This is a genomic window from Mesorhizobium liriopis, assembly GCF_024053505.1.
GTDB classification, from domain to species: Bacteria; Pseudomonadota; Alphaproteobacteria; order Rhizobiales; family Rhizobiaceae; genus Mesorhizobium_B; species Mesorhizobium_B liriopis.
The window spans coordinates 575,689-596,747 of the sequence record NZ_JAMXQS010000001.1 but is presented as its reverse complement, the minus strand read 5'-3'; the positions used below and the strand labels follow the sequence as shown (position 1 = coordinate 596,747).

Here is a 21,059-nt window from a genome sequence, read left to right as displayed (position 1 = left end):
ATGGGTCCTTTCGTGTTCGGGCAAGGGCACATCTCACATCGCACCGGATCGCGCCACCGCTGTTGCAGCCGCGTCCTTGTTATCACCCTGTACTCAGGCATAAGCGCTGCATGATGCCACCCCGCGCACTGCTTTCGCTTCTCGGCCTCGCCTCTCTGCTCGCCCTCGGCGGCTGCGCCGGCGGACAGGCCCTGCCGCTCGTGGCGCGCACCGCCGAGGCCGGGCCATCCGCGCCATCAGCCATCGCAGGCCGTCACCGGATCTTCGTCGCCACCACCCGCGCGGAAGACCCACGCCCCGGCTATGTGTTCGGCGGCGGCCGCAGCGATGCCACGCATTACGCCCGCGTGGACATGACCGTGCCCAAGGCCCACGAACCCGGCACCATCGAGCGTCGATATGGCAGCGTCGCCGAACCGGACAAATTCTTCAACGCCGAGCGCGTGGTCGGCTACAAGACGGGCGCCGTCTTCAAAGCCGCCCTGCGCGAGGACATCCGACGCCATGGCGGCCGCGCGCTGGTCTTCATCCACGGCTATCGCAACAATTTCGACGACGCCGTCTATCGCCTGACCCAGATCGTGCAGGATTCCGGCTATAGCGGCACGCCCGTCCTGTTTTCCTGGGCGTCGGCAGGCAGCACGCTCGAATATGTCTATGACAGCAACAGCGCTACTGCGGCGCGCGACGAGCTGGAATACACGCTTCGCACTCTGGCCGATGCCGGCGCCACCAAGATCGACGTGATCGCGCATTCCATGGGCAACTGGGTGACGGTGGAAGCGCTGCGTCAGCTCGCCATCGGCCACGACAAGGATCTCGGCGGCCGCCTGGGCGACGTCGTCCTCGCCTCGCCCGACATCGACGTCGATGTCTTCCGCTCCCAGATGCAGCGCTACGGCAAGCCCAGGCGCGAATTCGCCGTGATCGTGTCCGCCGACGACCAGGCCCTGCGCCTGTCGGGCCTCATCGCCGGCCGCAAGCCGCGTCTGGGCGACTATTCCCAGGCCGCCGACCTCGCAAAGCTCGGCGTCACCATCGTCGATCTCTCGAATGTCCGCGCCAACGATTCGCTCGCCCACACCAAATTCGCCGACAACCCCGAGCTCCTCCGCCTTCTCGGCCAACGCCTCGCCGAGGACGAGTCGCCGGGAACCGGCCAGGGCCAGATCACCGAACGCGTCAACAACCTCGCCCGCGGCATCGGCCAGACCCTCGGCAGCGCCGCCGATATCATCATCACCACGCCCGTCGATGTGCTCAGGATCGCGGTCGGACGGTAGGGGGGCTCGAGGCACGTCTGCGGCAAGGCTGCGGGAGCGGCCACGTCAGCCCCACCCCATACCCCTCCCACAGGTGGGAGGGGACATGCACGTTGCGCCGCTTCTTTCAAGCCGGGCAACAAGCTTCGGGAGGACGCGCGGCGCTGACGTCCCCCTCCTCCTTGTGGGGAGGGGTAAGGGGTGGGGGTGACGTAGCCGCCGCGCAAACTTCCCAGTAAGCAAACTCAACCCACCTCATGCGCATGAAAGCCTTGTGCCATGCCAGAGGCTGCTGCGAGGCGCGGGTGATCTCCCGCTCAACCGGGCACCCTGCAATAATCCCCGAAGCACACTTCGCTATATTCCCCATTCTTCCCCCTCTTACTTGACATCCACTCCCCTCTCCCCTCCGATACACAAGTCCGAGCTCTGAGGAGTGCCCGGATCAGGCAAGGGACCTGCTGCCGGGCAAACCGGCTCGAACGGGAGGCATATCGTTGAAGAAATTCGCAGGCGCGCTTTTGGCCGCCGCAGCACTCGCATTCACGTCGTCCGCATGGGCACAGTCGTCATATCCTGAGCGCACCGTCACCGTGGTCGTGCCCTTCGCGGCGGGCGGTCCGACCGATACCGTCACGCGGCTCGTCGCCGAATCCATGTCCAAGGATCTCGGCCAGCAGATCGTGGTCGAGAATGTCGGCGGTGCCGGCGGCACGCTGGGCGCGGGCCGTGTCGCCTCGGCCGATCCGGACGGCTACACGCTGCTTCTGCACCATATCGGCATGGCCACAAGCGCTACGCTCTACCGCAAGCTCGCTTATGACACGCTGAACGCCTTCGACTATGTCGGCCTCGTCACCGAAGTGCCGATGACCATCGTCGCGCGCAAGGATTTCGAGCCGACCGACCTCAAGGGTCTCGTCGAATACGCCAGGGCCAATGCCGACAAGGTGACGGTTGCGAATGCCGGCATCGGTGCCGCCTCGCATCTTTGCGGCATGCTCTTCATGAGCGCCATCCAGACGCCGCTCGTCACCGTCCCCTACAAGGGCACCGGCCCGGCCATGACCGACCTGCTCGGCTCCCAGGTCGATATCATGTGCGACCAGACCACCAACACGACCAAGCAGATCAAGGGCGGCACCATCAAGGCCTATGCGGTGACCACGCCCCAGCGCCTCGACGTGTTCCCCGACCTGCCGACCACCGACGAAGCCGGCCTGCCCGGCATGCAGGTGTCGATCTGGCACGGACTCTACGCGCCCAAGGGTACGCCGCCCGAAGTGGTCGAGAAGCTCTCGCAGTCGCTGCAGAAGGCGCTGGCCGACCCCAACGTCGTCGCCCGTTTCGCCGAACTCGGCACCGTGCCCTCGCCCGCCTCGGACGCGACGCCCGCCGCGCTCAAGGCCAAGCTCGAAGGCGAGATCACGCGCTGGAAGCCGATCATCGAAGCGGCCGGCCAGTACGCCGACTGATAGAAGGCCGATGCGGAACCGCGTCCGCACCCAGCTATCAGAGCCGGCGCCCTGCCCGCTCCGTCGCACCCAATCCGATCCTATGCCTTCCTGCCGGCCCCGGAGCCGGCGGGTCGGCATCCGCTAACCGGAGTTTTTCATGAGCGAGCCATCAGGCGGCCTGCCATCGCCACCCGCGTCGAGCGCCCAAACTGCTGATACCGTCAACCTCGCCTGTGGCGCGCTCTTCATCCTGTTCGCCCTGTTCTTCGGTTACCAATCGCTCGGCCTCGAACTCGGCACGGCGCGCAATATGGGGCCAGGCTACTTTCCACTCGCTCTCGCCGGCCTGCTGTTCCTTTTCGGCGCGATCATCCTCGTTCAGGCGCTGCGCACCAGCGGTGAGCCCGTCGGCGGTTTCGCCTGGCGCGGCATCCTCTTCATCCTCGCGGCCCCCATCTTCTTCGGCATCACCGTCCGTAGCCTCGGCTTCGTGCCGACCCTCTTCTTCACCGGCCTCATCGCCGCCTTCGCCTCGCGCCGCATGACGGTGGGCCTCGCGCTCATCCTTGCGTTGGTGCTCTCCGTGTTCTGCACGCTGGTCTTTTCCTACGCGCTCGAACTGCCTTTCCAGCGCTTCGGGCCGTGGCTGCCCTTCCGCGCGCCGTTCTGAGGTTTGACGCGATGGATCTCTTCTCCAATCTTGCGCTCGGCTTCTCGACCGCCACGTCGCTCGCCAATCTCGGCTTCTGCCTCATCGGCGTGCTGCTCGGCACGCTGATCGGCGTACTGCCCGGCATCGGGGCGACGGCCACCATCGCCATGCTGTTGCCGATCACCTTCCAGATCGGCGACGCCACCTCTTCGCTGATCATGCTCGCCGGCATCTATTACGGCGCGCAATATGGCGGCTCGACCACGGCGATCCTGATCAACATGCCGGGCGAATCCTCCTCCGCCGTCACGGCCATCGACGGCTACCAGATGGCGCGCCAGGGCCGCGCAGGCGCGGCCCTCGCCATCGCTGCCATCGGCTCGTTCTTCGCCGGCACCGTTTCCACCGTGCTCGTCGCCGTCTTCGCCCCGCCGCTCACGGCCATCGCGCTGCAGTTCGGTGCGGCGGAATATTTCTCGCTGATGGTGGTCGGCCTCGTCTCGTCGATCGCGCTCGCGCACGGCTCCATCGTCAAGGCGCTGGCCATGGTGGTGCTCGGCCTGCTGCTCGGCCTTGTCGGCACCGACATCTTCTCGGGCACGCCGCGCTTTACGCTCGGCATCCGCGAATATGCGGATGGGCTCAATTTCGTGGCGGTCGCCATCGGCGTGTTCGGCATCGCCGAAATCCTGCGCAACCTGGAAAACGAGCAGACCCGCACCGCCCTCATCCGCCATGTGAGCGGCCTTTTCCCCACGCGCGACGACTGGAAGCGCATGACCGCGCCGATTCTGCGCGGCACTGCACTCGGCTCCGCGCTCGGCATCCTGCCCGGCGGCGGCGCCATCCTCGCCTCCTTCGCCTCCTACACGATGGAAAAGCGCCTTTCGAAGCGTCCGCAGGAATTCGGGCGCGGCGCCATCGAAGGCGTTGCCGGTCCCGAATCGGCCAACAATGCCGGCGCGCAGACCTCGTTCATCCCGATGCTCACGCTCGGCATCCCGGCCAATCCGGTGATGGCGCTGATGATCGGCGCGATGATCATCCAGGGCATCGTGCCGGGCCCCGAGGTCGCCAGTTCCAACCCCGAACTCTTCTGGGGCATCATCGCCTCGATGTGGATCGGCAACCTGATGCTGATCGTGCTGAACCTGCCGCTGATCGGGCTCTGGGTGAAGCTCCTCACCGTGCCCTATTACGTGCTCTTCCCCGCCATCATGGCCTTCTGCTCGATCGGCGTTTATTCGGTCTCGTCCAACCCCTACGACCTCTACGCCGTCGCGCTGTTCGGCCTGCTCGGCTACGTGCTCGTCAAGCTCCGCTGCGAGCCCGCACCGCTGCTGCTCGGCTTCGTGCTCGGGCCCCTGCTCGAAGAAAACCTCCGCCGCGCCATGCGTCTGTCGCGCGGTGACCCCATGACCTTCCTCGAACGCCCCATCAGCGCCGTGCTTCTCCTGATGGCCCTCGGCGTCCTGGTCGTCGTGCTCCTGCCCGCCGTGCGCAAGAAGCGCGAGGAAGTGTTCGTCGAGGAGGACTGAGAGTTCCGACGCGTCGAGCGGGTGGAGATATCACCTCCACCCCACGCCGTTTGACCCCAGCCTCACCGACGCGCCAAACTCCCCGCCCCACTCACGCGTGCCAAATTCCCCATGTCCCTCGCCTCCGTCCGCCTCTACCTCCAAACCCGGGCCCCCGACCTCTCCATTATCGAAACCGAAGCCTCTTCCGCCACGGTTGCGCAAGCCGCCGAGGCCCATGGCGTCACGCCGGCGGAGATCGCCAAGACCATCGCGCTAGAAGCCCGCGACACGGTGATTCTGCTGGTCACATCCGGCACCGCGCGTCTCGACAACCGCAAGTTCAAGGACCGTTTCGGCGCCAAGCCCCGCATGCTCGACGGGCCCCGCGCCGAAGCCCTGACCGGCCACCCCGTCGGCGGCGTCTGCCCCTTCGGCCTCGCCACGACCCTGCCCGTCTTCTGCGACGAAAGCCTCAAAGGTTTCGCCGAGGTCCTGCCCGCCGCCGGCAGCACCAATTCCGCCCTGCGCATCGCGCCCGACCGCCTTGCGGCGCTCACGCAAGCCGAATGGATCGATGTCTGCCAGTAACGATCTTCACCCTTTGCAAGCGCCCCCCGCTCCGCTACGAGACCACCCCAGGCGGACGTGGCGAAACTGGTAGACGCAAGAGACTTAAAATCTCTCGGGCCTTGCCCATACGGGTTCGATCCCCGTCGTCCGCACCAGATACGAGGCGAGAGGGATTGCGCGGTTTGGCCTGATCTCGGACATTATCAAACACTGCGCGCGCCATAACTTCCCTCGGCCCACCTTCTCCTTGTCGTAAGAAAGTGCCAACGGACGTATGAGGCGGAGCAGTTGCAATGCCTTGAGTTGGTAAAGGTCGGTTGGCGGGTTAGAGCCAGCCTCGCGGAATATGAGAATTCCGAACTACTCCGAACTACACAGCGGGAAGAGCACCGAATGCCACTATTCACCATAGGATATGAGGGGTCTACGGTCGATGACTTCCTCGCGGTTCTGACCGAAGTTGGAGTGCGACACCTAGTTGACGTGCGCGATTTGCCGTCGTCGCGAAAAGCCGGCTTCTCCAAGAACTCGTTGCGAGATCGACTTGTAAGCACCGGCATTCAGTACAGTCACGTGAAGGTATTAGGCGACCCTAGGGAGGGCCGTCTGGCAGCGCGTGCAGGGGATAAGAATCGCTTCGAGAGAATTTTCAGGGAGCATATCAGCAACCTGGAAGCTAGCGCTGCCATTCGATCTTTAGCCAACGAGGATAGCCAGAACAGCATCTGCCTTATGTGCTTTGAGAGAGACCATAAATTTTGTCACAGGCAGATATTGTGCGAAGAAATATTAAGTTTATCTGCGATGCCGGTTAGGCATTTAGGCGTTCCAAAAGATTATGCGCTAAAGGCTGCCTGATTGTCCATTGAACTGCCTTCTAGAAGCCGAGTTGTTATTCTAGTTAAAGCAGCTCCTCGCGTTGGCGCGAAGCACGGCGAAACCGTATGCTGTGCCGGGATCGATGAAAACGGTCACTGGGTACGTCTTTACCCCGTAATTTTCCGCACGTTAGACGATGCAAAAAAGTTCGGCCGATGGGATATTGTTGAATATGATTGGAAGTTACCAAAGGGAGACAATCGATCAGAAAGCCGCCGCATTGAGCACACGTCTCTAGAAATCGTATCAACCTTAAAGCAGGAGAGTAAAAGGCAGTTTCTCGCGAAACACGTCGTTTCCAGCTTGGAGGGACTTATCGACTCCGGAAAGAGCTTAGCGCTTCTCAGACCAGAAAATCCGAAATTCATTATTGAGAAGAAGAAGACGGATCTCTTCGAGCAAGAGCGAGATCTATTTAGAGAATGGCATCATCGGGATGTTGAGGGTCTGTTCGGTCATCTTAGCAAAGATTTAGTACCTTATGAGCCGGCTCCATATGCCTTCAGGTATCAATACGAAATGGATGGCAAAGCTCGTGAGGGTACATGCCAAGATTGGGAGATAGAGGCAACATACCTCAGATGGTCGAGCCGGTATGGCGAGCGGGACACCCTGCAAAAAATGACTCAACGGTTCGGCGTTGAATACCCGAAAGCTGGCTTTGTGCTCGCGATGGGCACGCACAAGGCGTACCCGCAGTGGTTGATAAATGGAATTATCAGGCTCGACCACGGTGCCGAGAATGAAGTTCAGGGCAGCCTTTTGTAGTCATCAAGCGTCCAAATACTCCACAACACTCAAGCCCTCCGGCACACTCTCCCCATCCTCCCGCAAGCCATCGACATGGAACCGGATCGCAAGTCGCATCTCCTCTTCAACCTCGGAGATTGTGGTGCCCGTCGCGACGCAACCCGGCAGGTCGGGAACATAGGCCGAGCAGTCGTCGCCGGCTCTTTCGATCACCACGGCATAGCGCATCTCACACCTCCTTCAGGCCGGCTTGCTTGAGGATGCTGTCGAGCGTTCCCGGCGCGAGCTGATCAGACGATCTGCCGGCCACGGTGACGCGGCCGGCTTTGTTCGGATGCCACTATCGGCGATGGCTGCCGCGGGTTGCAACCAAGGCCCAGCCATCGGCTTCCAGCAGGCGAATGATGTCGCGAACCGAAAGCCGGGGCGGCATGGGTCAGGAGCACCCGCTCGTCGAACCACACGTGTCGCACTTCTCACACGTCCCATTCCGCACCATCGTGAAGTTGTGGCACTCCGAGCATTCGTTGCCGGTGTAGCCTTGCATCACGGCCTGGGCGCGGCGGGCGGCGCTTTTCTTTTTGGCTTCGGCGGCGGCGGCCGATGCGTCCTCGGTGAAGAGGGCCGTCGTGGCTTCTTCTTCCGCGATCTCCTCGGCGAGCTCGGTCTGGCGGTCCTGGTAGTCGCGCATGAAGGCGCTGTCTTCCTTGAGAGCCAGAGCCGCACTTCCGCCCAGTCCGGCGAGCGGCCGGATGTTGGAGTTGGCGAAGAGGCTGCCCGAGCCGGCGCGCGCGGTGGCGGCACCGGCCGAACCCTTCGCGTCACCCCCTGCCCCGCCGGTCACCACCTTCAGCGTCGCGCCGCGGGTGAGGCCCGAGGAGACTGGCTGGAAGCGGCCTTCGGAAATGCCACGGCCGAGCGTGGTGTTGTCGAAGTCCGACTGGTCCACATGCGCCAGGTCGTTGCGGCCGAGATAGGACACGGCCAGCTCACGGAACACATAGTCGAGGATCGAGGTCGCGCTTTTGATCGCGTCGTTGCCGATCACGATGCCCGCCGGCTCGAACTTCGTGAAGGTGAAGGCCTGCACATATTCCTCGAGCGGCACGCCATATTGCAGGCCGAGCGAAATCGCGATGGCGAAGTTGTTGAGCAGGCCCCGGAGGGTCGCGCCCTCCTTGTTCATGTCGATGAAAATCTCACCGATGCGGCCGTCATCATATTCGCCGGTGCGCAGGAAGATCGTGTTGCCGCCGATCTTGGCCTTCTGGGTATAGCCCTTGCGGCGTCCCGGCAGCTTCTCCTGCGAGCGCACGACCTTCTCGACGATGCGCTCGATGATCTTCTCGGTCACCTGCACCGCCTGCTGGGCAGCCGGGGCTGCGGCCAGCGCCTCGATCGCGTCGTCCTCGTCGTCATCCGCATCGGCCAGAAGCGAGGCGTTGAGCGGCTGCGAGAGCTTGGAGCCGTCGCGGTAGAGCGCGTTGGCCTTGAGCGCCAGCTTCCAGGACAGGAAGTAGGCCGACTTGCAGTCCTCGACGGTGGCGTCGTTGGGCATGTTGATGGTCTTGGAGATGGCGCCCGAGATGAAAGGCTGGGCGGCGGCCATCATGCGGATGTGGCTTTCCACCGACAGATACCGCTTGCCGATCTTGCCGCAGGGGTTGGCGCAGTCGAACACGGCCAAGTGCTCGTCCTTGAGGAAGGGCGCGCCTTCCAGCGTCATCGCTCCGCAGACATGGATGTTCGCGGCCTCGACGTCCTTCTTCGAGAAACCGAGGGCGGGCAGCATCTCGAACGAGAAATCGTTGAGCTGCTCGTCGGTGAAGCCCAGAACATCGCGGCAGAAGTCTTCGCCGAGCGTCCACTTGTTGAACACGAACTTGATGTCAAAGGCCGACTTCAACGCCGCGTTGACGGTGGCGATCTTCTCGTCGGTGAAGCCCTTGGCACGAAGCGTGCCGGGGTTCACGGCCGGCGCCTGGTTCAGATTGCCGTGGCCGACGGCGTAAGCCTCGATCTCGGCGATCTGCGCTTCCGAATAGCCGAGCGTGCGCAGGGCTTCCGGCACCGCGCGGTTGATGATCTTGAAGTAGCCGCCGCCGGCCAGCTTCTTGAACTTCACCAGTGCGAAGTCGGGCTCGATGCCGGTGGTGTCGCAATCCATCACAAGGCCGATCGTGCCGGTGGGCGCGATCACGGTCGCCTGCGCATTGCGGAAACCGTGCTTCTCGCCGAGCTCGAGCGCGCGATCCCAGGCCGCGCGGGCATGGGCGATGAGCTCGGGATGCGGGCATTCCTCGGCATGCAGCGGCACCGGGTCGACGGCGAGCTTCTCATAGCCCCCCGCCTCGCCATGGGCCGCACGGCGATGGTTGCGGATGACGCGCAGCATCGACTGCGCGTTGCGCTTGTAATCGGGGAAGGTGCCGAGTTCGGACGCCATTTCAGCCGAGGTCGCATAGGACACGCCCGTCATGATGGCGGTCAGCGCACCGGCAATCGCACGGCCTTCGGCCGAGTCGTAAGGAATGCCGGAGGTCATCAGCAAGCCGCCGATATTGGCGTAGCCCAGGCCCAGCGTGCGGTACTCGTAGGAGAGACGCGCGATCTCGCGGCTCGGGAACTGCGCCATCATCACCGAGACTTCGAGAACCACGGTCCAAAGGCGGACGGTGTGCTCGTAGGCCGCGATGTCGATCGAGCCGTCCTTGTTGCGGTAGGGCAAGAGGTTGATCGAGGCCAGGTTGCAGGCCGTGTCGTCCAGGAACATGTATTCCGAGCACGGGTTCGACGCGCGGATGGCGCCTGCGCTCGTGCAGGTGTGCCAGTCGTTCATGGTCGTGTTGAAGTGCAGGCCCGGATCGGCCGAGGCCCAGGCGGCATAGCCGATCTTTTCCCACAGATCGCGCGCCTGCAGCGTCTTGTGAACCTTGCCGTCGGTGCGGCGGATCAGGCTCCATTCGGCATCGGTTTCGACCGCGCGCAGGAAGTCGTCCTTGAGCGAAACCGAATTGTTCGAGTTCTGGCCCGACACGGTGAGATAGGCATCCGAATCCCAGTCGGTGTCGTAGGTCTTGAACTCGATCTGGGTGTAGCCCTGGCGTGCGAACTGGATGACGCGCTTGACGTAGTTTTCCGGCACCGCGTTCTTCTTGGCGTCCTTGATGGCGCGCTTGAGAGCAGGGTTCTTGGCCGGGTCGAAGCAGTCATCGCCCTCGCCCTCGCAGTTGACGCAGGCCTTCATCACGGCCGCCATGTGCTGCTTGACGATCTTGGAGCCGGTGACGAGCGAAGCGACCTTCTGCTCCTCGTTCACCTTCCAGTCGATATAGGCTTCGATATCGGGATGGTCGGCATCGACCACGACCATCTTGGCCGCGCGACGGGTGGTGCCGCCCGACTTGATGGCGCCCGCCGCGCGGTCACCGATCTTGAGGAAGGACATCAGGCCAGAAGACTTGCCGCCGCCCGACAGCTTCTCGCCTTCGCCGCGCAGGCGCGAGAAGTTGGAGCCGGTGCCCGAGCCGTATTTGAACAGGCGCGCCTCGCGCACCCAGAGATCCATGATGCCGCCTTCGTTGACGAGATCGTCGGCCACGCCCTGAATGAAGCAGGCATGCGGCTGCGGGTGCTCGTATGCCGACTTCGACGCGGTCAGCTTGCCGGTGAACGGATCGACATAGAAATGGCCCTGGCCGGGACCATCGATGCCATAGGCCCAGTGCAGGCCGGTGTTGAACCACTGCGGCGAGTTGGGCGCGGTACGCTGGGTCGCGAGCATGAAGGATAGTTCGTCCTTGAACGCCTGCGCGTCTTCTTCCGAAGCGAAATAGCCGCCCTTCCAGCCCCAATAGGTCCAAGTGCCGGCGAGGCGGCCGAAGACCTGGCGCGCGTCGGTTTCGGAGCCATAGCGCTCGTCTTCCGGAAGCGCGGCAAGCGCCGCCTCATCGGCGACCGAGCGCCACAGGAAGGATGGAACGGCGTTTTCCTCGACCTTCTTCAGGCGCGCGGGCACGCCGGCCTTGCGGAAATATTTCTGCGCCAGAATGTCGGCCGCGACCTGCGAGAACTGCTCCGGCACGTCGATGTCCGCCAGGCGGAAGACGACCGAGCCATCGGGGTTCTTGATCTCGCTCACCGCCTTGCGGAACGGGATCTCGGCATAGGGAGAATGGCCTGGCTTGGTGAAGTGCCGTTCGATACGCATGGGCCTGATCCTTGGGGGTCGAAAGCTACATATTGTGTTGGCGGCCAAGCTCTGCCGAGCGCACCGCAGGGGCGACGGACCGCCTCGAAAGCGGTCCGCCGTAATTGAATCAACTGTGCCGAGAGCGGGCGCTTGTCGCTAGCCGGCTTGTGCCGCTGCGCACGCTATCAACAGGGTGTCCGATGATCGGGGACAAACGGAATATGAGACTTGCCATCGATTCCGTCATCCCTACCGAACAGACAATAACACATCATTTGGTGTCCGCAAGACGTTTTCATACAACATCTTGTGGCTACCAATGAGGCCTGCCCGGTTTGGTTCCCACTATCGGCGAAGAAATTTTATTGCGGGTAAACGCGGCCGTTAACGGCTGGCATATGTGGGGCTCGAGGCTCCCGAAAGCGCCGAAATGCGCGGTATCGCGCGATACCTCGCGTCAACGCGCGAGCAAAAACGAGCGCACGTCGGACGTTGCGGCGAGTCGCACCGAGCCGTCAACGATTCGGTCGAGGCAAGGCAAAAAATCTAGATGTTGTGTTTGAAAGCTGGGGAAGCCGGCTCACGCTGTGGAACCATTCGTCGGCGTCGCAGTTTGTGCGCCCTCTTTTGGCTCAACCCCGGTGGTCGTCGGCGATCGGCTTCTGGTAGGTGAAGCCCATGTCCCACGGGAAATAGATCCACGTGTCCTGCGACACTTCCGTGACGAACGTGTCCACCAGCGGGCGCCCCTTGGGCTTGGCATAGATCGTGGCGAAATGCGCTTTCGGCAGCATCGCGCGCACCACCTGCGCGGTCTTGCCGGTATCGGTGAGGTCGTCCACGATCAGCACGCCCTCCCCGCCATCCGCGAGGATCTCGGGCGAGATTTCCTTGATCACCTGCAACTCGCCCTGGTCGGTGTAGTCGTGATAGCTCGCGACACAGGCCGTATCGATCAGGCGCACGCCGAGCTCGCGCGAGATGATGGCCGCAGGCACGAGCCCGCCGCGCGTGATGCAGACGATGGCTCGCCACTTGCCGTTGATGCCGGCCAGCCGCCAGGCGAGCGCGCGCGAGTCGCGGTGGAACTGGTCCCAGGAAACGGGGAAGGCCTTTTCGGGCAGGGACATGGAAGCGCGCTCCACAGTGGCTGGCGGAAGCCGCACCCTCTAATGGGAAGAGAAACGCGATGACAAGTGGGAATGGCGAAGCAAACCGCCGGCCGCGCCCACCGGGCAGGATGGCCTTGCATTTTTCGCGCCTGACGTGTCGGGAAAACACGGAATGCCGTGCGGCACGGCCCGCCCGCGCCTGATGATGGTGACGTGATGAAAGCGATGATCTTCGAGTCTTTCGGCCAGGAGCCGACGATCAGCGACGTGCCGGACCCGGTTCCGTCCCCGGACGGCGTGGTGATCGAGGTCATCGCGACCGGCCTGTGCCGGAGCGACTGGCACGGATGGAGGGGCCACGACACCGATATCCGACTGCCGCATGTTCCCGGCCACGAATTCGCAGGCGTGGTCGCGGCAACCGGCTCGCAGGTGACGCGCTTTCGCCCTGGTGACCGTGTGACGGTGCCCTTCATCGCCGCATGCGGTCGCTGCGCGGAATGCCATGCCGGGCATCAGCAGGTTTGCGAACAGCAGTTTCAGCCCGGTTTCACGCATTGGGGATCGTTCGCGGAGTTCGTGGCGATCGACCGCGCCGACCTCAACCTCGTCAGCCTGCCTGACGAGTTGGACGACGCGACGGCCGCGAGCCTCGGCTGTCGCTTCGCCACCTCTTTCCGGGCGGTGGTGGATCAGGGACGGGTGCGTGGCGGCGAGTGGGTCGCGGTTCACGGCGCGGGCGGCGTCGGGCTTTCGGCCATCATGATCGCCGCGGCGCTGGGCGCAAAGGTGGTCGCCGTGGATGTCACTGACAGCAAGCTTGCGCTGGCACGCGCCATGGGCGCGGCGGAAACGGTGAACAGTCGCAAGGCGACTTCGGTGGTCGATGCCGTGCGTGAACTCACAGGCGGCGGCGCGCATGTCTCGATCGACGCGCTCGGACATCCCGAAACCTGCTTCAACTCCATCGGGAACTTGCGGCGGCGCGGGCGGCATGTTCAGGTCGGGCTCATGCTCGGCGACCATTCCCGGCCGCAAATCCCCATGGATCGCGTGATCGCCCATGAACTCGAGATCTATGGCAGTCACGGCATGCAGTCGTGGCGCTATGACGCCATGCTCGGCATGATCATGAGTGGGCGGCTGCAGCCGCAGCGGCTCATCGGCGAGACATTGTCTCTCGCCAACGCCATTCCGGCTCTCATGAACATGGACCGCCAGGCACCGGACGGAATCGCCATCATCGATCCCAAGCGAAGCTAGCGAAACACGCTGCGCCAAGAGCGAGCGCATAGGATCGATGCGCATCCGCTGTTGATGACGCCCATCCTCCTGAGGCAAATGTCGTCCGCACGCTCCGTCGGGGCGGCTGGCGGACGGGACTTCCCCGCACGGCACCGCGCCGCCCCTCACCGCCCGTTCGAACCAAAAGAAAGTGCCATCGCCATGAGCCGCAGACACATGATCCTCGCCGGCTTCTTCTACAACCCGCAAGGCGATCACCGCATGTCCTGGCGCCATCCCGATGCGCCGGAACGGGAAGTGTTCGGACTGGACTATTACCGAAGCCTGGCCGAGGCGGCCGAACAGGCCAAGCTCGACGCGATCTTCATCGCCGACCATCTGGGCGTGTGGGACACCTATCCGAGCGGCATGCTTCACTATGCCAATGCCCGGCTCGAGCCGCTCACTCTGGCAACGGCGCTCGCGGCTGTGACGAAGAATATCGGCCTGATGGTCACCGCATCCACCTCCTACAGCGAGCCCTACAATCTGGCCCGCATGTTCGCGTCGGTCGATCACATCAGCAACGGGCGCATCGGATGGAATGTGGTGACTTCGGCGCTGGCCGAAGAGGCCGCGAATTTCGGGCGCGATGCCGTCATCGACCATGCCGTACGCTACCAGCGCGCAGCCGAATTCCTCGAAGTCGCGAAGGCGCTCTGGGACTCGTGGGCGGATGACGCGCTCCTGATCGACAAGGCCTCGGGCGCCTTCGCAGACCCCGCACGTGTCGCCACGCTCGATCATCAGGGCGCCCATTTCCGCGTCAGGGGCCCGCTCAACGTGCCACGCGGGCCGCAGGGGCATCCGCTGGTGGTTCAGGCCGGCTCGTCCGATCCCGGCAAGGAACTCGCGGCGGCGCATGCTGATGTCCACTTCGCCGTTTTGCGCAGCGAAGAGGAAGGCCGACGCTATCGTGCCGACCTCGATGCCCGCCTCGCCCGGCGCGGCCGTGCGCCCGAAAGCCTGAAGATCCTGCCCGGCATCCTGCCGGTCGTCGCCCCGTCCCGCAAGGAGGCGGAGGACCGGCAGGCGGAACTAGAGGCGCTGATGCCGGACAGGATCGGCCTCGACCTTCTTTCGAGCTGGGCCGGCATCGATCTCAGCAGCTTTCCGCTCGACGGGCCTCTTCCCGATCTGCCCGACCAGAACAGTTTCGAAGGCTGGAAGACGTGGCTGAAGATCGTCCACGACGAGAAGAACAAGGGCCTGACCATTCGGCAGGTCGCGCGGAACATCGCCAATACGGGATCGGTCCCGATGGTGGCCGGAACGCCGTCCGAGATCGCCGACCAGATGGAATCGTGGTTTCTGTCCGGAGCCGCCGACGGGTTCAACCTGATGTTTCCGCTTCTGCCCGACGACTGGCTGCGCTTCATGCAAGGTGTGATCCCGGAACTGCAGCGGCGCGGCTTGTTCAGGACGGAATATGAGGCCGGCACATTGCGAGACCGTCTCGGGCTGAAGCGGCCGGAGAACAGGTTCGCGGCCGCCCGGGCCATCGCCGCTCGCTGAGCCGCCCCATCAGCGCTCAGCCTGCCTGAGACAGGGGCCGTGCGTCGCAAGTTGGGGCGAGCGCACGTGCTCAGGTCGCACGCCCATGCCCAGAACGCGCGCGAGCAGGCGGCGGGCGAAGGCGAACCGGGAAAGGAGACGCAGCAGAGCGGGCGGTGCCGGCACACTGTCCGGGTCGCCCAGAATCGGCGACAGAAGCCGCTCCTGCATGGTGCGCTGAACGAACTGCGTGGCGCGCACCGGGAACAGCCGACGCCGCGCGAGTTTGGCGAGTTCGGCATCGGAAAGCCGGCCGGCGGCGAGCGGCGCGGCGAAGAGATTGGCGGCGGCAACCGCGTCCTGAATGGCGAGGTTGATGCCGACGCCGCCGATGGGCGACATGGCGTGCGCCGCGTCGCCGATGCAGACGAAGCCGGGGCGGTGCCAGGTTTCGAGGCGGTTGACGGCAACAGTCAGCAGCTTCACCCCGTCCCAGCTTTCGATCTCGCCGACCCGGGCGCTCAGGCCCGGAACGATGCGGGCGATGCGCGCCCTGAAACTCTCGAGACCTTCGGCGCGGATCTGCTCGGCGCCGCCTTTCGGAATGACGCAGGCGCATTGCCAGTAGTCACCGCGATCGATCGTGACGACGATGCCGCCCGCACCCGCATTGAACAGAGTCGTTTCCGTCTGCGCCGGATCCTTCGTGATGCGAAACCAGAGGATATCGATGGGCACGCCGAACTCCTGAACCGCGAGCGCGGCCTTCTTGCGCAGGCGCGAGTCACGGCCGTCCGCCGCGAGCGTGAGCGTGGCGCGGATTTCGATCTCATCCTCGACATCGCGCGCCAGGACACCGGCGACGCGGCCGCCTTCGCGGATGAGGTCGAGGCCGGTGGTGCTCATCAGCAGAGTGAAATTCGGCAATGCGCGGGCTTGGTCGGCCAGGAAATCGAGGAAGTCCCATTGCGGCATCAACGCGATGAAGGGCGCGGAAAGGCCTGTGCCGCCGAAGGAAACGATTTCCAGCCTCTCGCCGCCGAACTGCCCGAAAAGGCGCTCGAGGCGCTGGTGCGGCAGTTGCAGGAAGGCGTCGAGCAGGCCCAGCTCCTTCATGACCTGCATGGTCGAGGGGTGAACCGTGTCGCCGCGAAAGTCGCGCAGGAAGTCGCGATGTTTCTCCAGCACGACGGTGCGCAGGCCGGCGCGGGCCATCAGGAACCCCGCCATCATGCCGGCGGGGCCGCCGCCCACCACGCAGCAATCGGCCTCGATGATTTGTCCCATCCTCGCGCCTCCGGAAGGCAGTTTAGCCGCACGGAGGCGTTCTCACCACTGTGAACAGCTATCCACCGCCCCGCCTTGCCGGAATAGATGCCTCCCGCTACAGCGGCAGGCTTGGGTGGGAGAAGCCGGCGCGTGTCGCAGCGATCTTTCGAGACAAGAAGTGGGGACGTCAAAAGCCGCAACTACGATGCGGTGGCGTCCTTCTATGAGCTTCTGGCGAATGCCTATTCCTTCGGCCTGATACGCCGGGCCAAGATGATCGAGTTCAAATATCTCAAGCCCGGTCAGCGCGTGCTTTATCTGGGCGTCGGCTCGGGCGAGGAAGCGGTTGCAGCCGCGCGCAAGGGTCTTGAAGTGACCGCGCTCGATCTTTCCTCGGCCATGATCGAACGCCTGCGCGCCCGGCTGGCGCGAAAGGGATTGAGCGCGGAACTGATCGTGGGCGACGCGCTCCTGCATCAGCCACGCGAGGCCTATGATGCGGTCTGCGGCAACTACTTCTTCAACGTGTTCGGACCGGCCGACATGCCGCTCGTCCTGCGCCATGCCATCGGGCTGGTGAAACCGGGCGGCAGGCTGATGGTCGCCGACATGGCGCCTCCGCCGGGCGGCCTGCGCGGGCTCCTGACCTGGAGCTACCTGAAATTCGGCCTGTCCTTCTTCTGGCTGCTGCGGCTCGCATCACAGCATCCGATCTACGACTTCCGCCTTTATGGCGAGCGTGAAGGCCTGACCACGGAAGCAGTGCGCGACTTCGGCCTGCGCAAGCTCGGCATGCCGCTTTATCGCACGGTCGTGATGCGCCGCCCCGAGACGGCTTGATTCAAGCTTCCATGCCGCACGCCATCCTCCGTCGCGCTTTCGACACCTTCATGGATCGCCGCCTGCGCGAACTGGCGCCGGCCGACCTGCCGCTCGAAATGCGCCTCGATGCCTTCCGCCGCTTCGGCGATCATTCCCTCGCCTATTCGGCGACGGTACAAAAAGACCTGCTGCATTGGGGCGACAGCCAGGGGTTCATTGCTTACGGGCAGATGATGGGACAGGCGCTCGCGCTTGGTGATCCGATAGCGGCTCCCCTCGCGCGGGAAGCGTTGATCGCGCGGTTCATCGAGGCTGCCGCAGCACCCAGCTTCGCGGAAATCTCCGAGCCGACCGCCGCCATCCTCGCGCGCCACGGCTATCGCGTGATGCGGATGGGCGTGGACACCGTGCTCGACCTCGCCTCCTACGACTTTTCCGGCGGCCGCAAGGAAACCGTGCGCTATTCCGAACGCTGGCTTTTGAAGAACGGCTACAGCATCGGCGAGACGTGGCAGTTTCCCGAACTCGCACCTGCCATCAAGTCGCTCGCCAAGGACTGGCGCAAGGAGCGCATCGTGCATCGGCGCGAGATGGGCTTCCTCAACCGGCCTTTCCCGCGCGAGGATGAGCCGTTGTCGCGTCGCTTCGTGCTGGTGGGGCCGGACGGCACGCCGGTCTCGGTGCTTTACTTCGATCCGCTCTGCCGCGACGGGCGCGTGATCGGCTACCTCACCGCTTTCAAGCGCCGCGTGACGAACGCCACCTCCCATGCCGAAATCGGCCTGACCAAGCATGCCGTGGACCGCTTCACGCGCGAGGGCGTGGAGAAAGTGATGCTCGGCCTCTCCCCGCTGCTCGACGTCGAGCCCAGCGGCTTCGCGGAGTCGGCCCGGTTCCGCGCGCTGATGCAGCGGTTCTACGCGTCGCCAGTCGTCAACCGGCGCATCTTCAACCTGCAGGGCCACGCCGCCTTCAAGCGCCGTTTCCACGGGCGTGAGGAACCGCGCTATTTCGCTTGGAAGAAGGGGCTCCCCCTCCTGCCCTTCACGGCGCTTCTCAGGCTCAGCCGCGCGTTCTGAGATCGTCCAGCATGGCGCGGACGGCGTCCGCTGCGGCGCTCAGCACCTCTGGGTCACGCGCGCGGACCACGAGCTCGGTCCAGAACTTGCCGTCCTCGTATTTCGGATAGGAGCCGATGATCGTGTCGGGATGGGCCTTCTGGATCTCGCCCAAGGGTCCGCCGATCGTGCCCTCGCCGAATGGGCAGTGGATCGTTTCCGACTTCAACTTGGTGCCGGTGCGAAGCTTCGGCAGCACATTGTCGAGCATCGCCTGGAAAATCTTCGGCACGCCCGCCATCACATGCACGTTGCCGACCGAGAAGCCGGGCGCCAGCGAAACGGGGTTGTCGATATGCTCGGCCCCTTCCGGCAGCCTTGCCATGCGCTTGCGCGCCTCGGTGAAGGGCAGATCGCGCTTGGCGTAATCGGCCTCCAGCATCTTGTAGGCGCGGTCCTCGTAGCCGATCGGCACGCCGAACGCCTTGGCGACGGCATCCGCCGTGATGTCGTCATGCGTCGGGCCGATGCCGCCGGTGGTGAACACGTAGTCGAGGCGGTTGCGCAGCGCGTTGATCGCTTCCACGATCGCATCCTCGTCGTCGGCCACGATGCGCACTTCGCGCAGGTCGATGCCGACAGCGGTCAGCATATCGGCCAGATGGCCGATATTCTTGTCCTTGGTCCGTCCCGAAAGGATCTCGTCGCCGATCACCACCATGCCTGCGGAAACGGTGTCGGTCATGCGCGATTGTCCTTCAGTGCGATGCGGGCACTCATATCGCGCTCAAGGCCACCCAAGGCAATGGCTCTGTTTCGGTGAACGATGCGTCGCGCGGTTGGGGAGTGGGCGAGAGCGCCTCGCCGCACTAGGTTGCGCCCCAACCGCAAGCACAAGGAGACAGAGGCAATGGCGAAGATTCTGACGCTTTATTATTCGAGCTGGGGCCACATGGAAGCCATGGCCAAGGCCGCGACCGAAGGCGCGCGCGAGGCGGGCGCCGATGTCACGATCAAGCGCGTGGCCGAGCTGGTGCCGGAAGAGGTCGCGAAGGCCGCGCATTACAAGCTCGACCAGGAGGCGCCCATCGCCGACCCGCTCGAGCTCGCCGACTATGACGGCTTCATCTTCGGTGTTTCGACCCGCTACGGCGCGCCCGCAGCGCAGTTCAAGAACTTCATGGACCAGACCGGTCCGCTCTGGGCCAAGGGCGCGCTGGTCAACAAGACCGGCACGGTGATGGTTTCCACCGCCACCCAGCACGGCGGCGCGGAAGTGGCTCTGATCAACACGCAGATCTTCTTCCAGCACCACGGCATCATCGTCGTGCCGCTGTCCTATGCCTATCAGGACCAGATGGGCAACGATGTCGTCCGCGGCGGCGCACCTTACGGCATGACCACCACCTCGGACGGCGACGGTTCGCGCCAGCCCTCCGCGCAGGAGCTGGACGGCGCAAAGTTCCAGGGCCGCCGCCTCGCGGAGATCACCGCCAAGCTGGTCGGCTGAGCCTACCCCCCGCCCCGCTTTCGAGCGGGTCGAAGACTGCACACGACCAAGCGGCTGCGCGTTGTGAAGCTCGCAGCCGTTTTTCTTTCGGCCCTCAGGGGTCAGCAGTTCGCCATTCAAACGAACCACACGTTTCATTCCACTTATTTTCGCAACGTCTCGTCCGCTCAGATTGATTTGTCGGTGTGCATTCCATAAGAGCCCGACAGTATCGGGAGGAGTGATATGAAGGCGAAACTCGGAATTGCGCCCATCGCGTGGTGGAACGACGATCTTGCCGAATTGAGCGGCGACATCTCGTTGGAGGGATGCCTCAGCGAGGCGCGCGAGGCGGGCTTCACCGGCATGGAGACAGGCCGTCGTTTTCCCTTGGATCCCGCCGTTCTCAAGCCCATTCTCGATGCCCATGGCATGGCGGTCTGCGGTGGCTGGTTCTCGGGCCTTTTGCTCGATGGCGACATCGAGCGGGAAAAGGACCGCATCGCGCCGCAGATGGCGCTGTTCAAGGCGGTCAGTGCACCGTGCATCGTCTACGGCGAAACTGCCGGCACCATCCAGGGCGACCGCTCGGCTCCGCTTGCCACGCGCCGCAAGCTTTCCGAGGACGAGATCAAGGCCTATGGCCGCAAGCTGACCGCCTTTGCCGAATGGTGCGCAGGAGAAGGCATGCCGATCTCCTACCACCACCACATGGCGGCCCCCATCGAATCCGAACAGGATGTCGATCTTCTGATGAAGCATTCGGGCGAGGCCCTGCCGCTTCTCTACGATGCCGGCCACATGGCCTTTGCCGGCGGCGACGTGCTCCGCATGATCGACAACCACCATGCCCGCATCAGCCACGTGCATACCAAGGATGTCCGCCAGTCCGTTCTGGACGGCCTCGACTGGTCGCGCGACAGCTTCCTAGACGCAGTGGTCAAGGGTGCCTTCACCGTGCCGGGCGACGGATCGCTCGATTTCGAGGCGATCGTCAAGAAGCTCGCTTCCTACGGTTACGAAGGCTGGTTCGTGGTCGAAGCCGAGCAGGACCCCATCGCCAACCCGCCGCTCGAAATGGCCAAGGTCGGTCACAAGGAACTGCTGCGCGTCATGGCAGCGGCAGGCTATGTGGTGGAACGACCCGGCCGCTGAAACGGCGCCATGCAACTGGCGCTTTCGCGTCGCGGCACAAGCGAACCGTTGATAGTCGTGGGCAATCGGTTGACCGAGGCTCCCGCCTGCTTAA

General features: G+C 64.0%; 18 protein-coding genes, 1 tRNA gene and 1 pseudogene. 14 read left to right on the top strand and 6 right to left on the bottom strand.

Annotated elements, in window-relative coordinates; translation table 11 throughout:
• Positions 1 to 113 precede the first annotated feature (113 nt).
• The 8 genes from NGM99_RS02825 to NGM99_RS02795 all read left to right on the top strand — a co-directional run bounded on the left by NGM99_RS02825 (position 114) and on the right by NGM99_RS02795 (position 7,108).
• Positions 114 to 1,283: an alpha/beta hydrolase gene (locus NGM99_RS02825; RefSeq protein ID WP_252815857.1), complete on the top strand. Its 1,170-nt coding sequence runs from the start codon at positions 114 to 116 to the stop codon at positions 1,281 to 1,283.
• A gap of 476 nt (positions 1,284 to 1,759) precedes the next feature.
• A complete protein-coding gene (locus NGM99_RS02820) occupies positions 1,760 to 2,737 on the top strand; it encodes a tripartite tricarboxylate transporter substrate binding protein BugD (protein WP_252815725.1) in 978 nt (325 codons plus the stop codon).
• Between the two features lie 139 nt (positions 2,738 to 2,876).
• Positions 2,877 to 3,389 (top strand): tripartite tricarboxylate transporter TctB family protein, encoded by a 513-nt coding sequence (locus NGM99_RS02815; protein WP_252815723.1) that lies wholly within the window; start codon positions 2,877 to 2,879, stop codon positions 3,387 to 3,389.
• A gap of 11 nt (positions 3,390 to 3,400) precedes the next feature.
• The gene (locus tag NGM99_RS02810) at positions 3,401 to 4,909 is read left to right on the top strand and encodes a tripartite tricarboxylate transporter permease (RefSeq protein ID WP_252815721.1); all 1,509 of its coding nucleotides are present in this window, start codon (positions 3,401 to 3,403) and stop codon (positions 4,907 to 4,909) included.
• A 111-nt stretch (positions 4,910 to 5,020) separates the two neighbouring features.
• Positions 5,021 to 5,479: a YbaK/EbsC family protein gene (locus tag NGM99_RS02805; RefSeq protein WP_252815719.1), complete on the top strand. Its 459-nt coding sequence runs from the start codon at positions 5,021 to 5,023 to the stop codon at positions 5,477 to 5,479.
• Between the two features lie 51 nt (positions 5,480 to 5,530).
• Positions 5,531 to 5,616: transfer RNA gene (locus NGM99_RS02800), tRNA-Leu, on the top strand.
• Positions 5,617 to 5,854: 238 nt separating this feature from the next.
• The gene (locus NGM99_RS21685; RefSeq protein WP_353937362.1) at positions 5,855 to 6,319 is read left to right on the top strand and encodes a DUF488 domain-containing protein; all 465 of its coding nucleotides are present in this window, start codon (positions 5,855 to 5,857) and stop codon (positions 6,317 to 6,319) included.
• Entirely contained in the window at positions 6,320 to 7,108 is a 789-nt protein-coding gene (locus NGM99_RS02795) for a DUF8758 domain-containing protein (RefSeq protein ID WP_252815718.1), read from the top strand.
• Positions 7,109 to 7,111: 3 nt separating this feature from the next.
• Here NGM99_RS02795 and NGM99_RS02790 read toward each other — a convergent pair whose 3' ends face one another.
• From NGM99_RS02790 to gpt, 4 genes and pseudogenes are all read right to left on the bottom strand, one after another.
• Positions 7,112 to 7,318 (bottom strand): type II toxin-antitoxin system HicB family antitoxin, encoded by a 207-nt coding sequence (locus tag NGM99_RS02790; RefSeq protein ID WP_252815716.1) that lies wholly within the window; start codon positions 7,316 to 7,318, stop codon positions 7,112 to 7,114.
• A gap of 1 nt (position 7,319) precedes the next feature.
• A pseudogene (locus tag NGM99_RS02785) lies at positions 7,320 to 7,523 on the bottom strand (type II toxin-antitoxin system HicA family toxin).
• A 3-nt stretch (positions 7,524 to 7,526) separates the two neighbouring features.
• Entirely contained in the window at positions 7,527 to 11,300 is a 3,774-nt protein-coding gene (locus NGM99_RS02780) for a vitamin B12-dependent ribonucleotide reductase (RefSeq protein WP_252815714.1), read from the bottom strand.
• 614 nt (positions 11,301 to 11,914) lie between these two features.
• The gene (gene gpt, locus NGM99_RS02775) at positions 11,915 to 12,412 is read right to left on the bottom strand and encodes a xanthine phosphoribosyltransferase (protein WP_252815712.1); all 498 of its coding nucleotides are present in this window, start codon (positions 12,410 to 12,412) and stop codon (positions 11,915 to 11,917) included.
• 198 nt (positions 12,413 to 12,610) lie between these two features.
• Here gpt and NGM99_RS02770 point away from each other — a divergent pair, with 198 nt between their 5' ends.
• Both NGM99_RS02770 and NGM99_RS02765 read left to right on the top strand, forming a co-directional pair.
• A complete protein-coding gene (locus NGM99_RS02770; protein ID WP_252815710.1) occupies positions 12,611 to 13,657 on the top strand; it encodes a zinc-dependent alcohol dehydrogenase family protein in 1,047 nt (348 codons plus the stop codon).
• Positions 13,658 to 13,840: 183 nt separating this feature from the next.
• Positions 13,841 to 15,193 carry an LLM class flavin-dependent oxidoreductase gene (locus NGM99_RS02765; protein WP_252815708.1) on the top strand — a complete coding sequence of 451 codons (1,353 nt, stop codon included), beginning with the start codon at positions 13,841 to 13,843 and terminating at the stop codon, positions 15,191 to 15,193.
• A gap of 9 nt (positions 15,194 to 15,202) precedes the next feature.
• On the opposite strand, the gene NGM99_RS02760 is transcribed toward NGM99_RS02765, so the two are convergent.
• Complete coding sequence (locus tag NGM99_RS02760; protein ID WP_252815706.1) at positions 15,203 to 16,459, bottom strand: FAD-dependent oxidoreductase; 1,257 nt, start codon at positions 16,457 to 16,459, stop codon at positions 15,203 to 15,205.
• A 132-nt stretch (positions 16,460 to 16,591) separates the two neighbouring features.
• On the opposite strand from NGM99_RS02760, the gene NGM99_RS02755 reads away from it, so the two are divergent.
• Together NGM99_RS02755 and NGM99_RS02750 are read left to right on the top strand one after the other, a co-directional pair.
• Complete coding sequence (locus NGM99_RS02755) at positions 16,592 to 17,281, top strand: class I SAM-dependent methyltransferase (protein ID WP_252815704.1); 690 nt, start codon at positions 16,592 to 16,594, stop codon at positions 17,279 to 17,281.
• Positions 17,278 to 18,342 (top strand): DUF2156 domain-containing protein, encoded by a 1,065-nt coding sequence (locus NGM99_RS02750; RefSeq protein WP_252815701.1) that lies wholly within the window; start codon positions 17,278 to 17,280, stop codon positions 18,340 to 18,342. Before NGM99_RS02755 ends, NGM99_RS02750 begins: the two co-directional genes overlap by 4 nt.
• Here the strand turns inward: NGM99_RS02750 and NGM99_RS02745 are convergent.
• Positions 18,326 to 19,066, bottom strand: a complete 741-nt coding sequence (locus NGM99_RS02745; RefSeq protein WP_252815699.1) for a competence/damage-inducible protein A — start codon at positions 19,064 to 19,066, stop codon at positions 18,326 to 18,328. The two genes, NGM99_RS02750 and NGM99_RS02745, sit on opposite strands and share 17 nt — an antisense overlap.
• Before the next feature lie 165 nt (positions 19,067 to 19,231).
• Between NGM99_RS02745 and wrbA the strand changes: the two genes are divergently transcribed.
• Both wrbA and iolE read left to right on the top strand, forming a co-directional pair.
• Positions 19,232 to 19,831: an NAD(P)H:quinone oxidoreductase type IV gene (wrbA, locus tag NGM99_RS02740; protein ID WP_252815698.1), complete on the top strand. Its 600-nt coding sequence runs from the start codon at positions 19,232 to 19,234 to the stop codon at positions 19,829 to 19,831.
• A gap of 225 nt (positions 19,832 to 20,056) precedes the next feature.
• Complete coding sequence (gene iolE / locus NGM99_RS02735; RefSeq protein ID WP_252815695.1) at positions 20,057 to 20,965, top strand: myo-inosose-2 dehydratase; 909 nt, start codon at positions 20,057 to 20,059, stop codon at positions 20,963 to 20,965.
• Positions 20,966 to 21,059: the final 94 nt, after the last annotated feature.